This window comes from Pantoea sp. B9002, from assembly GCF_013385945.1.
Classification (GTDB): Bacteria; Pseudomonadota; Gammaproteobacteria; order Enterobacterales; family Enterobacteriaceae; genus Pantoea.
On the sequence record NZ_JACAPA010000002.1, the window covers coordinates 171,658 to 184,413 of the forward strand.

The window sequence follows — 12,756 nt, forward strand, 5'->3', positions numbered from 1 at the left end:
TGAGCTCCGGGGGCGAATAGGCCGCGATAATAGCACGACCGCTTCGCCACGAGGTTTTCAGGATGTAACGGCGCTACAGAATCAGGCTGCCAAACAGGAAGCCAAACGCCACCGAGAAGGCAATCGCCATCACGCCGGGAATAATAAAGGAGTGATTAAACACAAACTTGCCGATACGGGTTGAACCGGTGTCATCCATTTCCACCGCAGCCAGTAGCGTAGGATAGGTCGGCAGCACGAACAGGGCGGAAACCGCCGCAAAGGACGCGACGGCGGCCAGCGGCGAGACGCCAAGCATCAACGCGGCAGGCATCAACGCTTTGGTGGTGGCGGCTTGCGAATAGAGCAGCGTGGAGGCGAAGAACAGCACCAGCGCCAGCATCCACGGATAACCTTGCAGCATGTCACCGGCTAACGCCTGAATATCGTTGAGGTGCGCTTTAACAAAGGTATCGCCCAGCCACGCCACGCCCATTACGCAGATACAGGCGCTCATGCCCGATTTAAAGGTGCTGGCGCTGAGGATTTCACCGGTATCGACTTTGCAGGTCAGGCAAATCAGCGTGGCAACGGTCAGCATAAATACCACGATGGCTTCGTTGCGCGGCAGCACGGGATTGCTGATCAGGCCAACGCTGTCGCTGATGGCGGTGGCGTAGAGCACCACGGCGGCGATGCCGATCAGGAACAGCAACACGGCACGCTTCGCGCCGGGTTTGATGTCATAAACCTGCTCACCGCGCAGTTTCACTTCACCTTTCGCCAGGCGCGCCTGATACACCTCATCATCCTTGAGCTCCTTGCCGAGGAAACTGGTGATGATAGCGGCGCAGAAGATCGCCGCCATGGTGGAGGGAATCGCCACGCCCAGCAGCGACAAATAGCTCACGCCGCGCGGTTCAAGGATGGAGGCGAAGAATACCACCGCCGCCGAGAGCGGCGAGGCGGTAATGGCAATCTGCGAAGCGACGACCGCAATCGACAGCGGACGCGACGGGCGCACGCCTTGCTCTTTCGCCACTTCGGCAATCACCGGCAAGGTGGAGAAGGCGGTGTGACCGGTGCCGGCCAGCAGCGTCATGACATAGGTGACCAGCGGCGCAAGGAAAGTGACATAGCGTGGATGGCGGCGCAGCAGGCGTTCCGCCAATCCCACCAGATAATCGAGACCGCCGGCGATTTGCATCGTAGCAATCGCGGCAATCACCGCCATGATAATTTCGATCACATCGAAGGGGATCGCGCCAGGTTTTAAGCCGCAAATCAGCGTCAACGCCAGCACACCTAAACCGCCCGCGAAACCGATACCGATGCCGCCAAGACGCGCACCGAGCCAGATCGCCAGCAGGACAATAACTAACTCCACTACTACCATTCGTTCCACTCCCTGAGCCGCGGAGAAATCCCGACTCTTAAAGTTGTAGCCGCCAAAATGAAAAAAGCACGCCGCATTGTATACGGGCGTGCTTTTGGCAACTTGATCCGGAACGGATTACTGTTCGTTTTCGTCGGTGTAGCGTTTGGCTTTGTAGGCCGGATGCATCAGGTTCTGAATGGAGAAAATATCGTCCAGTTCGGTTTCCGTCAGCAGGCCGCGCTCCAGCACCACTTCACGTACGCTCTTACCGGTTTCGGCGCAAATCTTACCGACGATATCGCCGTTGTGATGGCCGATGTACGGGTTGAGGTAGGTGACGATACCAATCGAGTTGAACACGTAGGCTTCACACACCGCTTTATTGGCGGTGATGCCGTTGACGCATTTTTCCAGCAGGTTGAAGCAGGCGTTTGTCAGGATGCTGATCGATTCAAACAGCGCCTGGCCAATCACCGGCTCCATCACGTTGAGCTGCAGCTGACCCGCTTCTGACGCCATGGTGACGGTGATGTCATTGCCGATCACTTTGAAGCACACCTGATTCACCACTTCAGGCACCACCGGATTGACTTTGGCAGGCATGATTGATGAACCGGCCTGCAGTTCAGGCAGGTTGATCTCATTCAGGCCAGCGCGCGGACCGGAAGAGAGCAGGCGCAGGTCGTTACAGATTTTCGACAGTTTCACCGCCAGACGTTTCAGCGCCGAGTGCACCATCACGTACGCGCCGCAGTCGGAGGTGGCTTCAATCAAATCTTCTGCAGGCACCACCGGCAGATTACTCACTTCCGCCAGACGCTGTACCGCCAGCTGCTGATAGCCATCCGGCGTGTTGAGACGTGTACCGATGGCGGTGGCGCCGAGGTTCACTTCCAGCAGCAGTTCGGCGGTGCGCAGAATGCTGCGAGTCTCTTCATTCAGCAGCACGTTAAACGCATGGAACTCCTGGCCAAGCGTCATCGGCACCGCATCCTGCAACTGGGTACGGCCCATTTTCAGGATGCTTTCGAATTCAACCGCTTTGCGCTGGAAACCTTCGCTCAGTTGATTGATGCCGTCGAGCAGTTTTAGGATCGAGGCGTACACCGCAATACGGAAACCGGTTGGATAAGCGTCGTTGGTGGACTGACACTTGTTCACGTGATCGTTGGGATTCAGGTACTGATATTCACCTTTCTGGTGGCCCATCAGCTCCAGACCAATGTTGGCCAGCACTTCATTGGTGTTCATGTTGACCGAAGTGCCCGCGCCGCCCTGATAGACGTCAACCGGGAACTGATCCATGCATTTACCGTTATTCAGTACTTCATCACAGGCCTGAATAATGGTGTTGGCGATATTGCGGGGAATGGTCTGCAACTCTTTGTTGGCGAGCGCGGCTGCTTTCTTCACCATCACCATACCGCGGACAAACTCCGGTATGTCACTGATTTTGTTATTACTAATATAGAAGTTTTCAATCGCACGCAGAGTATGAACACCGTAGTAAGCGTCTGCCGGAACTTCGCGCATGCCTAACAGGTCTTCTTCGATACGAATGTTGTTCGCCATGATTACCTTCTTGTTATTGCTGCCTGGTTACTGCCGGGCGTCGGGATGGACGGGCGGCAAACAACGTGCAGGTGAAGCGATTATATTGTCGTGGAATGTCAGCGCCGACATATTATCCATCTTCGCACTGACGGGCACGATCATATTCTGATGTTACAGAATTGTTTGTGCACAGATCACTTTACGGGCTTTTACAGGCCCAGCGGTAATAACGATATGTGATGTACTTCGCAATTTTAAGTCAGTGGGAAAAAAATGGCAGGATCGGTTGAAAATGCCGGTTCAAATGCCCATCTCTATCAATACGGTCATACAGACCCTCCCTTTCTGCTGCCTGGCAATTTGCGGGGCAGCTCCAACTCACAGGAGAATTCGGTGCGCTGGTTACCGTTAGTGATTTTTTTTGTTTTGGCCTGGATTGAGATCTCAATCTTCATTCAGGTCGCGCATGCGCTGGGCGTGCTGCTCACCATGCTGCTGGTGATCTTCACCTCGTGTATTGGTGTGTCGCTGGTGAAAAATCAGGGCATGAAGAACTTCCGGCTGATGCAAGAGAAGCTGGCGCGTAACGAAAGCCCGGCGGCGGAGATGACCAAAAGCGTTTCGCTGATCATCTCCGGCTTCCTGCTGCTGTTGCCCGGTTTCTTTACTGACTTCCTCGGTTTATTGCTGCTGTTGCCGCCGGTGCAGAAGCATCTGACCTTGAAGCTGATGCCGCATCTGCGCGTGTGGCGCGGACCGGGCGCCGGTCCGGATGCGGGCTTCACTATGGACGGTGAATATGAGCGCAAAGATCAGGACCGAATTGGTCACGATAAAGACCAATAATTTCATCAAGGCGGCGCAAGCCGCCTTTTTGCTGCATTTTTCGCCATCTGTTGCAGAAACGAAAATATTTATATTTTTTGCCCTTGAAACCCCACTTATTGCCCCTATCTCTTCCAGCACGAGGCCGGAAGCCATGCAGTCCGGTTCAACCCCAAAAAATGAATGATTGGACTTCTCAAAGGAGAGCTATCAAATGAAAATTCGTCCATTGCACGATCGCGTCATCGTCAAGCGTAAAGAAGTTGAAGCTAAATCAGCGGGCGGCATCGTGCTGACCGGTTCAGCTGCCGGTAAATCTACCCGCGGTGAAGTCCTGGCTGTTGGCAAAGGCCGCATCCTGGAAAACGGTGAAGTTAAGCCACTGGACGTAAAAGTGGGTGATCTGGTGATTTTCAGCGAAGGCTACGGTGCTAAAACCGAGAAAATCGACAACGAAGAAGTTCTGATCATCTCCGAAAGCGACATCCTTGCAGTTGTTGAAGCGTAATTTACGCGTAATTCACTGAACGAAACGAATTTAAGGGATATTTGAAATGGCAGCTAAAGACGTAAAATTCGGTAATGACGCACGCGTAAAAATGCTGCGTGGCGTAAACGTACTGGCAGATGCAGTAAAAGTTACCCTTGGCCCGAAAGGCCGTAACGTGGTTCTGGATAAATCTTTTGGTGCACCGACCATCACTAAAGATGGTGTTTCTGTTGCGCGTGAAATCGAACTGGAAGACAAGTTCGAAAACATGGGCGCACAGATGGTGAAAGAAGTGGCCTCTAAAGCGAACGACGCAGCAGGCGACGGCACCACCACCGCAACCGTACTGGCTCAGGCGATCATCACCGAAGGCCTGAAAGCCGTTGCTGCGGGCATGAACCCGATGGATCTGAAGCGCGGTATCGATAAAGCCGTTATCGCCGCCGTAGAAGAACTGAAAACCCTGTCTGTACCTTGCCAGGATTCACGCGCGATTGCACAGGTTGGTACCATCTCTGCTAACTCCGATGAAACCGTGGGCACCCTGATTGCCGACGCGATGGACAAAGTGGGCAAAGAAGGCGTTATCACCGTTGAAGAAGGCACCGGTCTGCAAGACGAGCTGGACGTGGTTGAAGGTATGCAGTTTGACCGCGGCTACCTGTCTCCGTACTTCATCAACAAGCCAGAAACAGGCGCAGTTGAGCTGGAAACCCCGTTCATCCTGCTGGCTGACAAGAAAATCTCTAACATCCGCGAAATGCTGCCAGTGCTGGAAGCCGTTGCGAAAGCCGGTAAGCCACTGCTGATCATTGCAGAAGACGTGGAAGGTGAAGCTCTGGCAACGCTGGTGGTGAACACCATGCGCGGTATCGTCAAAGTGGCTGCGGTTAAAGCACCTGGCTTCGGCGACCGTCGTAAAGCGATGCTGCAGGACATCGCTATCCTGACCGGCGGTACCGTGATCTCTGAAGAGATCGGTATGGAGCTGGAGAAAGCTACCCTGGAAGATCTGGGTCAGGCAAAACGCGTTGTGATCAACAAAGACACCACCACCATCATCGATGGCGTGGGCGATCAAGGCGCTATCTCTGGCCGCGTAACGCAGATTCGTCAGCAGATCGAAGAAGCGACCTCTGATTACGACAAAGAGAAACTGCAGGAGCGCGTAGCGAAACTGGCAGGCGGCGTAGCCGTTCTGAAAGTGGGCGCAGCAACTGAAGTTGAAATGAAAGAGAAGAAAGCACGCGTTGAAGATGCTCTGCACGCGACCCGTGCTGCGGTAGAAGAAGGCGTGGTTGCTGGTGGTGGTGTGGCGCTGGTTCGCGTTGCAGCGAAAATCGCCGCATCTGGCCTGAAAGGCGATAACGAAGATCAGAACGTGGGTATCAAAGTTGCGCTGCGCGCAATGGAAGCGCCACTGCGTCAGATCGTTTCTAACGCCGGCGAAGAGCCTTCAGTTGTTGCTAACAACGTGAAAGCGGGCGACGGTAACTACGGTTACAACGCGCAGACCGAAGAGTACGGCAACATGATCGACTTCGGTATCCTGGACCCAACCAAAGTGACCCGTTCTGCGCTGCAGTACGCTTCATCGGTTGCGGGCCTGATGATCACCACCGAAGCGATGGTGACTGATCTGCCAAAAGGCGACGCACCTGATTTAGGCGGCGCTGGCGGTATGGGTGGCATGGGCGGAATGGGCGGCATGATGTAATTGCCCCTGACTGCTTAAGTCATCTGGAAAACCCCCGATCGGAAACGGTCGGGGGTTTTTCTTTTGCTGGGGAACAAGGTATAAGTAAGGGCGCAATACTTCGGCTTTACGGGTTTAGGGCAATGAATGTTCAGAAAAAAAGTGCGCTTTTCTGCTACGCTGCCGCCCGACACTGATGATAATAAATGGGGATTACAATGCGGATTAACCTCTTGCTCGGTCTGGCAGTCGGAACTTTACTGCTGGCGGGCTGTAGCAGCTCCAATCAACTGAGTGCTGGCGGCGAACGTGTGACCTTCGTCGACCAACAACCCGCAAGTCAATGTCAGCTGCTGGGAACGCTTACCGGCTCCCAGAGCAACTGGCTGAGCGGTTCAGGCGGTGAAGGCAGTTCGCTGCGTGGCGCAGCCAACGACCTGCGCAACCGCGCGGCAGAAATGGGCGGCAACGTGATTTATGGTGCCACCAGCCCGACGCAGAATTTGCTGTCAGCTTTCGCACCGCTCGACAGCAAAATGTCCGGCCAGGTGTATAAGTGCCCGTAAGTTGCAGTCGTAAAAAAAGCCGCTGATGCGGCTTTTTTTATTCCTGACGCAGCTGTAAATCCAGCGGGGTCTTGCTTGGCTCGCCGCCAATCTCGCGCGCCAGTTTCGGCACCATATAACCAGACACCATCGGCAGCAGCTGGCGCATCAACCCACGCGCTTCCTCATCTGACACAAAGAAGTGCGCCGCGCCTTGCACCTTATCCAGCACGTGCAGGTAGTAGGGCAGAATGCCGGCATTAAACAGCGCATTACTGAGATCCGCTAGCGTTTGCGCATCATCATTCACATCACGCAGCAACACGCTCTGATTAAGCAGCGTAACGCCCGCACGCTTCAGCATCTGCATGCCGTAACGCAGCTCGTCATCAATTTCCTGCGCGTGGTTGATATGGCTCACCATCAATACTTGCAGACGCGTGTCCGCCAGAATCTGACACAAGCCTTCGGTGATACGCGCCGGGATCACCACCGGCAAGCGGCTGTGAATACGCAGGCGTTTGAGGTGTGGGATTTTCTCCAGCGCATCCACCAGCCATGCCAGCTCATGATCTTTCGCCATCAGCGGATCGCCGCCGGAGAAGATGATCTCATCCAGTTCCGGATGCGTGGCGATGTAATCGATCGCCGCCTGCCAGTTACGTTTGTTGCCCTGATTATCCTGATAGGGGAAATGACGGCGGAAACAGTAGCGGCAGTTAACCGCACAGCCGCCTTTTACCAGCAGCAGCGCACGGTTTCTATACTTATGCAGTAAACCTGGCACCACGCTGCTTTGTTCATCCAGCGGATCGGTGCTATAACCTGGCGCATCAATAAATTCCTGACGGCTGGTGAGCACTTGCAGCAGCAGCGGGTCCGTCGCATCGCCTTTTTTCATGCGTGCGATGAAGGCGCGCGGTACGCGCAGGGCGAAAAGCTTGCGTGCATCAGCGCCTGCAGCCAGATCAGCATGCTGATCAAGAGATAAAAGTTGCAGTAATTCAGCAGGTTCGGTGACAACATCAGCTAGTTGCTGCAACCAATCTTCTCTGACGGGGGGATTTAGGGTTACAATGTGTGCCATTTTTTTGGCTATTTACCAGTTCAATATTTACAGAGGGCCTTTATGGCGACTTATCTTAGCAACGATTTCCGTCCCGGTCTTAAAATCATGTTCGAAGGCGAGCCATATGCCATCGAAGCCAGTGAGTTCGTTAAGCCGGGTAAAGGCCAGGCATTTGCGCGCGTTAAAATGCGTCGTCTGCTGACCGGTTCTCGCGTTGAGAAGACCTTCAAATCTACTGACTCTGCCGAAGGCGCAGACGTTCGTGATATGACGCTGCAATACTCTTACAACGACGGCGACTTCTTCTACTTCATGCACCCGGAATCGTTCGAGCAGTATCAGATCGAATCTAAAGTGCTGGATGACGTGACCAAGTGGCTGCAGGACAATGCGGATTGTATCGTTACCCTGTGGAACGATAAAGCGATCGCTGTTCAGCCACCGAACTTCATCGAAGCTGAAGTTATCGAAACCGATCCAGGCCTGAAGGGTGATACCGCAGGTACCGGCGGTAAGCCAGCTACGCTGTCGACTGGCGCGGTGATCAAAGTGCCACTGTTCGTACAGATTGGCGAAGTGGTAAAAGTGGATACCCGCTCTGGCGAATACGTTTCTCGCGTAAAATAATCGTCAAATCAGGCGCATCATCGATGCGCCTTTTTTCTCCCTGTGTGTTTCCCTTCTCTTTTTTCATCCGCCCAATCCCGCAGTTTTACAGATCAAGACTATGCTTTAAGAGCTGTACTTTTACTGCAACCAAAAAGGATATGGCTATGTTAAAGAAAAGTATTGTCGCGATTTTTTCCGTGCTGGTGCTCTCATCCGTTCTGACCGCTTGTAACACCACGCGTGGTGTTGGCGAAGACGTTTCGGCGGGCGGCAAGGCAATCCAGCGCAGCGCACAGTAAGCTATTCCGGTGCGAAAGCGGCTTTCGCACCGGTCCTCTCTATTTCTGCTCCACCCAAATCAGTTCATCCACCGGGAATCCGGCACTTCTGGCCTGTTCAACCAGGCGTTGCTTAACATTTTCATCCAGCTGCGGCGTACGTGAAAGAATCCACAAGTAGCTACGATTCGGTCCGCACACCAGCGCATAGCGATAATCAGGATCCAGTGCGATCACGTTGTAGCCGCCATAGAACGGGCCAAAGAACGACACTTTCAGCGAGGCGCGCTGTTTATCGCCGGTGAAATAGGCTTTGCCAACGCTCTCTTGCCAGCGCTGTTTCTGCTGATTGTAACCGCGGTTGATCACCTTCAAGCCGCCGTCCTCGCGCGGACTATAATTAGCGGTAACCTGTTGTAATCCGCGCTCAAAGCGGTGATCGAGGCGGGCGATTTCATACCATTGGCCGAGATAGCGCTGACTGTCGAAACCTTCCACCACCGTCACGCCTTTGGGCGGCGCGGTTGAGCAGGCAACGGAGAGAAAAGCGCTCAGGCTGGCGAGCAGGGTTTTCCATGGGGACATTGTGGGATTCCTTTACGATTTTAATGGGTTAAGTATAGCTGCCCGATAGCAAATTGCTGCCTGCGCCCGCTGCCGTTGTTTGCCATCGGCATTGCGGGTAGACTTCCACCCCTTATCTGTATGAGGAGTCATCAACATGAGCGAAACGGCAAGCTGGCAGCCGAGCGCACCCATTGCCAATTTGTTGAAACGCGCCGCTATCATGGCGGAAATACGTCGTTTCTTTGCCGATCGCGGCGTGCTGGAGGTCGATACCCCGGCGATGAGCCAGGCGACCATCACTGACATCCATCTGGTGCCGTTCCAGACGCGTTTTGTTGGGCCAGGCGCAGCCGAAGGGCGCGATCTGTGGCTGATGACCAGTCCGGAATATCACATGAAGCGCCTGCTGGCGGCCGGAAGTGGTCCGATTTACCAGATGGGCCGCAGCTTCCGTAATGAAGAAGCCGGGCGTCACCACAATCCCGAGTTCACCATGCTGGAGTGGTATCGTCCGCACTACGATATGTACCGCCTGATGAACGAGGTGGACGATTTGATGCAGCAGGTGCTGGAGTGCGACAGCGCGGAATCCCTGTCGTATCAGCAGGCATTTATCCGCCATCTGGAAGTCGATCCGTTATCGGCTGATAAAGCGCAGCTACGCGAAGTGGCGGAGAAGCTGGGCGAGGGCGAGCTAGCCAATCGTGAAGAAGACCGCGATACGCTGCTGCAGCTGCTGTTTATGCTGGGCGTTGAACCGAAGATTGGTAACGATAAGCCGTGCTTTGTCTACCACTTCCCGGCGACGCAGGCCGCACTGGCGGAGATCAGTACGGAAGATCACCGTGTCGCCGAGCGCTTTGAGGTCTATTACAAAGGGATTGAGCTGGCGAACGGTTTCCGTGAGTTAACCGATAGCCGTGAGCAGCGTCAGCGTTTTGAGCAGGACAATCGTCGTCGTGCTGCACGTGGCCTGCCGCAACATCCTATCGATACCTATCTGCTGGATGCGCTGGCGCACGGTATGCCTGCCTGTTCTGGCGTGGCGTTGGGCGTGGATCGTTTGATCATGCTGGCGCTGAAAGCCAGCTCGCTGAGCGAAGTGATCGCCTTCCCGGTCGATCGCAGCTAAATCATCTGGGCGCGCAAGCGCCCTTATGGCGTGGTGGTGGCGGGAGCGGTCACTTCCGGGAATTCCTGAATCGTCACCGGCAAGGTCATTTTCTTTTCATTGCGCAAAATCTGCACGTCAATCACCGAGCCCGGACGAATTTCTGCCACCTGATCCATGGTTTCCTGCGCCGAGAGCGCCGGTTTACCATTCACTTCCAGCAACACGTCATTGGCCTGAATGCCAGCGCTATCCGCGGGGCCGCCAGGCGTCACGTCGCTAACGATAATGCCCTGCACGCGATCGAGATTACTGCCCTGGCCGTGCAGCGGCGGCAGTTCGCGTCCGGTGATGCCGATGTAGCCGCGAATCACCCGACCATCACGAATCAGCTTATCCATGATTTTGCTCGCCAGCGCGGTGGGAATGGCGAAACCAATCCCTTCTGGCGTTTCGCCATCGCTGCTTTTATCAAACGTCAGGGTGTTAATGCCCATCAGTTCGCCAAGCGAGTTAATCAATGCGCCGCCCGAGTTGCCCTGATTGATCGAGGCATCGGTCTGCAGGAAGTTTTGTCGTCCGGATGAGCTCAGGCCAACGCGTCCGGTGGCGCTGATGATGCCTTGCGTCACGGTTTGGCCGAGGTTGTACGGGTTGCCGATCGCCATGACGACGTCGCCGATGTGTGCGATACGTTTGGCGTTGATGGGGATAACCGGCAAGTTGGAGGCGCTGATTTTCAGCACGGCTAAATCGGTCATGGCATCGGAACCCACTAAGGTGGCTTCGAAGAAGCGTCCATCCTGCAGCGCGACGATGATCTGGTCAGCGTTATTAATCACGTGTTTGTTAGTGAGGATGTAGCCTTTGCCGTTCATGATCACGCCGGAACCCAGCGTGGTGATTCCGCGATTATTGTTACCATGGGCGCTGCGGTTATAGACGTTGACGACCGCGGGCACGGCACGTCGCACACCCTGATTAAAACTAGCGGGTGCTTCATCGTCGCTGTTGTCATGATCAAAGGTGACGTTGCTGCCCATACGCAGCGCAGGGATCGCGACGAGCAGTAAGCCAGCCACGATCAGGCCCATCACCACAGAACGCAAAAGTTTAAGAAACATGGTGTTATTTCAAGCCAGGTGAGATCGCAGGGCAGAATAGCATGAGAAAGGCGGACAAACACCTGCTTGTCCGCCTGTTGCGAGGATTATCGCAGAAGCAGGTAAATACTCTCTTCGCCACGCACCACGTTCAGTGCCAGCACCGGCGGTTTACCTTCCAGCACTTTACGCATTTCGGCAATAGAAGCGACGCGATTGCGGTTTACGCCGATGATCACATCATCTTTCTGCAAACCGACTTGCTCCGCTGGCGTGCCTTTTTCGATGGCATCGACTTTCACGCCTTTATCACCGGTTTTGGTCGCGCCGTCGCTCAGCGTTGCGCCTTGCAGTGCCGGCGACATCAGCTGCGCGCTGGCGGTGGTTTGTGCGCTCTGTTCCAGCGTGACGGTAACGTTTACCGGTTTGCCTTCGCGCAGCAGGCCGATTTTCACATCCTGGCCCGGCGGCGTGGTACCGACTTTCACACGCAGCTCAGCAAAGCTGGTGATCGGCTTATCATTGATGGAGGTGATGATATCACCGGCTTTGATGCCGGCTTTCTCGGCCGCTGACTTCGGCAGCACTTCCGAAACAAAGGCACCGCGCTGCGCATCAACGTTAAACGCTTTGGCGATGTCGGCGGTCATTTCCGTGCCTTTGATACCAAGCTGACCGCGCTTCACTTCGCCGAACTGAATCAGCTGCTGCGCCAGGTTCATCGCCATATTGGCGGGAATGGCGAAGCCAATGCCGATGTTGCCGCCGCTTGACGCCAGAATCGCGGTGTTGATACCAATTAACTCGCCATTCAGGTTAACCAGCGCACCGCCGGAGTTACCGCGGTTAATCGCGGCATCGGTCTGAATGAAGTTTTCCAGACCTTCCAGATTCAGGCCGCTACGACCGAGCGCAGAGATGATGCCTGACGTGGCGGTTTGACCCAGACCAAACGGGTTACCGATGGCCACGGCAAAATCACCCACTTTTAGCGAATCGGAATCAGCGATTTTCACCTGCGTTAAGTTTTTCGCGCCTTCAACCTGGATCAAGGCGATGTCGGTTTGTTCATCATGACCAATTAACTTAGCGTCATATTCGTTGCCGTCACCCAGCTGCACGCTGATTTTATCGGCGTTGCTGACCACATGGTTATTGGTGAGGATATAGCCTTTAGCGGCATCAATGATCACGCCAGAACCCAGACCTTCAAAAGGCTGCGGCTGCGATTGTCCCGGTGCCTGACCAAAAAAGCGCTTCAGCGGTTCAGGAATATCCTGCGCCTGCTGACCGCTGTCGGTACCTTCAACACGCACGCTCACTACTGCGGGCAGAACTTTTTCCAGCATCGGTGCCAGGCTTGGCAATGCTTGTCCCTGAATCTGGGCGGGAAGAGTCGCCAGCGCACTCGGCGCCGCAGCCAAACTCATCCCGATACCCAAGGCTAATGCGCTTAACAGACGTGCTTGTTTTTTCATTGCTACAACGCTCTCGCTGCGAAAGGGATAAAAGAAGTGTGACAGTAGTTTGTGGTTTGTGTTCGAAAACAAAA

13 protein-coding genes are annotated in these 12,756 nt (G+C 54.6%); 7 read left to right on the plus strand and 6 right to left on the minus strand.

All coding sequences use genetic code 11. The features are described from left to right. Positions 1–73: 73 nt before the first annotated feature. Both HX773_RS01475 and aspA read right to left on the minus strand, forming a co-directional pair. Positions 74–1,375: an anaerobic C4-dicarboxylate transporter gene (locus HX773_RS01475; protein WP_176970150.1), complete on the minus strand. Its 1,302-nt coding sequence runs from the start codon at positions 1,373–1,375 to the stop codon at positions 74–76. A gap of 117 nt (positions 1,376–1,492) precedes the next feature. Beyond that, positions 1,493–2,929, minus strand: coding sequence for an aspartate ammonia-lyase (gene aspA, locus HX773_RS01480; RefSeq protein WP_101762300.1), 1,437 nt, complete (start codon positions 2,927–2,929; stop codon positions 1,493–1,495). Between the two features lie 375 nt (positions 2,930–3,304). Between aspA and HX773_RS01485 the strand changes: the two genes are divergently transcribed. The 4 genes from HX773_RS01485 to HX773_RS01500 all read left to right on the plus strand — a co-directional run bounded on the left by HX773_RS01485 (position 3,305) and on the right by HX773_RS01500 (position 6,488). Next, positions 3,305–3,757, plus strand: coding sequence for an FxsA family protein (locus HX773_RS01485; RefSeq protein WP_176970151.1), 453 nt, complete (start codon positions 3,305–3,307; stop codon positions 3,755–3,757). Between the two features lie 193 nt (positions 3,758–3,950). Continuing rightward, positions 3,951–4,244 (plus strand): co-chaperone GroES, encoded by a 294-nt coding sequence (locus HX773_RS01490; RefSeq protein WP_008104420.1) that lies wholly within the window; start codon positions 3,951–3,953, stop codon positions 4,242–4,244. Between the two features lie 46 nt (positions 4,245–4,290). Then, the gene (gene groL, locus HX773_RS01495) at positions 4,291–5,943 is read left to right on the plus strand and encodes a chaperonin GroEL (protein WP_176970152.1); all 1,653 of its coding nucleotides are present in this window, start codon (positions 4,291–4,293) and stop codon (positions 5,941–5,943) included. Between the two features lie 197 nt (positions 5,944–6,140). Beyond that, a complete protein-coding gene (locus HX773_RS01500; RefSeq protein ID WP_097095130.1) occupies positions 6,141–6,488 on the plus strand; it encodes a DUF4156 domain-containing protein in 348 nt (115 codons plus the stop codon). Between the two features lie 37 nt (positions 6,489–6,525). Here HX773_RS01500 and epmB read toward each other — a convergent pair whose 3' ends face one another. Next, positions 6,526–7,554 (minus strand): EF-P beta-lysylation protein EpmB, encoded by a 1,029-nt coding sequence (gene epmB, locus HX773_RS01505; protein WP_176970153.1) that lies wholly within the window; start codon positions 7,552–7,554, stop codon positions 6,526–6,528. 42 nt (positions 7,555–7,596) lie between these two features. Between epmB and efp the strand changes: the two genes are divergently transcribed. Further along, complete coding sequence (efp, locus tag HX773_RS01510; RefSeq protein ID WP_008104410.1) at positions 7,597–8,163, plus strand: elongation factor P; 567 nt, start codon at positions 7,597–7,599, stop codon at positions 8,161–8,163. Between the two features lie 146 nt (positions 8,164–8,309). Beyond that, entirely contained in the window at positions 8,310–8,444 is a 135-nt protein-coding gene (locus HX773_RS01515) for an entericidin A/B family lipoprotein (protein WP_007886592.1), read from the plus strand. 39 nt (positions 8,445–8,483) lie between these two features. Here HX773_RS01515 and HX773_RS01520 read toward each other — a convergent pair whose 3' ends face one another. After that, a complete protein-coding gene (locus tag HX773_RS01520; protein WP_176970154.1) occupies positions 8,484–9,008 on the minus strand; it encodes a lipocalin family protein in 525 nt (174 codons plus the stop codon). A gap of 136 nt (positions 9,009–9,144) precedes the next feature. On the opposite strand from HX773_RS01520, the gene epmA reads away from it, so the two are divergent. Next, positions 9,145–10,122 carry an elongation factor P--(R)-beta-lysine ligase gene (gene epmA / locus HX773_RS01525; protein WP_101762293.1) on the plus strand — a complete coding sequence of 326 codons (978 nt, stop codon included), beginning with the start codon at positions 9,145–9,147 and terminating at the stop codon, positions 10,120–10,122. Between the two features lie 23 nt (positions 10,123–10,145). On the opposite strand, the gene degS is transcribed toward epmA, so the two are convergent. Then, positions 10,146–11,225 carry an outer membrane-stress sensor serine endopeptidase DegS gene (degS, locus tag HX773_RS01530; RefSeq protein ID WP_176970155.1) on the minus strand — a complete coding sequence of 360 codons (1,080 nt, stop codon included), beginning with the start codon at positions 11,223–11,225 and terminating at the stop codon, positions 10,146–10,148. An 86-nt stretch (positions 11,226–11,311) separates the two neighbouring features. Beyond that, positions 11,312–12,682: a serine endoprotease DegQ gene (gene degQ, locus HX773_RS01535; protein WP_061718286.1), complete on the minus strand. Its 1,371-nt coding sequence runs from the start codon at positions 12,680–12,682 to the stop codon at positions 11,312–11,314. Between the last annotated feature and the right edge of the window lie 74 nt (positions 12,683–12,756).

Coding starts and splice junctions, on each gene's coding strand:
- epmA (WP_101762293.1), top strand. CDS start 9,145: ATGAGCGAAACGGCAAGCTGGCAGCCGAGCGCACCCATTGCCAATTTG.
- HX773_RS01520 (WP_176970154.1), bottom strand. CDS start 9,008: ATGTCCCCATGGAAAACCCTGCTCGCCAGCCTGAGCGCTTTTCTCTCC.
- aspA (WP_101762300.1), bottom strand. CDS start 2,929: ATGGCGAACAACATTCGTATCGAAGAAGACCTGTTAGGCATGCGCGAA.
- HX773_RS01490 (WP_008104420.1), top strand. CDS start 3,951: ATGAAAATTCGTCCATTGCACGATCGCGTCATCGTCAAGCGTAAAGAA.
- groL (WP_176970152.1), top strand. CDS start 4,291: ATGGCAGCTAAAGACGTAAAATTCGGTAATGACGCACGCGTAAAAATG.
- degS (WP_176970155.1), bottom strand. CDS start 11,225: ATGTTTCTTAAACTTTTGCGTTCTGTGGTGATGGGCCTGATCGTGGCT.
- efp (WP_008104410.1), top strand. CDS start 7,597: ATGGCGACTTATCTTAGCAACGATTTCCGTCCCGGTCTTAAAATCATG.
- HX773_RS01515 (WP_007886592.1), top strand. CDS start 8,310: ATGTTAAAGAAAAGTATTGTCGCGATTTTTTCCGTGCTGGTGCTCTCA.
- HX773_RS01500 (WP_097095130.1), top strand. CDS start 6,141: ATGCGGATTAACCTCTTGCTCGGTCTGGCAGTCGGAACTTTACTGCTG.
- HX773_RS01475 (WP_176970150.1), bottom strand. CDS start 1,375: ATGGTAGTAGTGGAGTTAGTTATTGTCCTGCTGGCGATCTGGCTCGGT.
- degQ (WP_061718286.1), bottom strand. CDS start 12,682: ATGAAAAAACAAGCACGTCTGTTAAGCGCATTAGCCTTGGGTATCGGG.
- epmB (WP_176970153.1), bottom strand. CDS start 7,554: ATGGCACACATTGTAACCCTAAATCCCCCCGTCAGAGAAGATTGGTTG.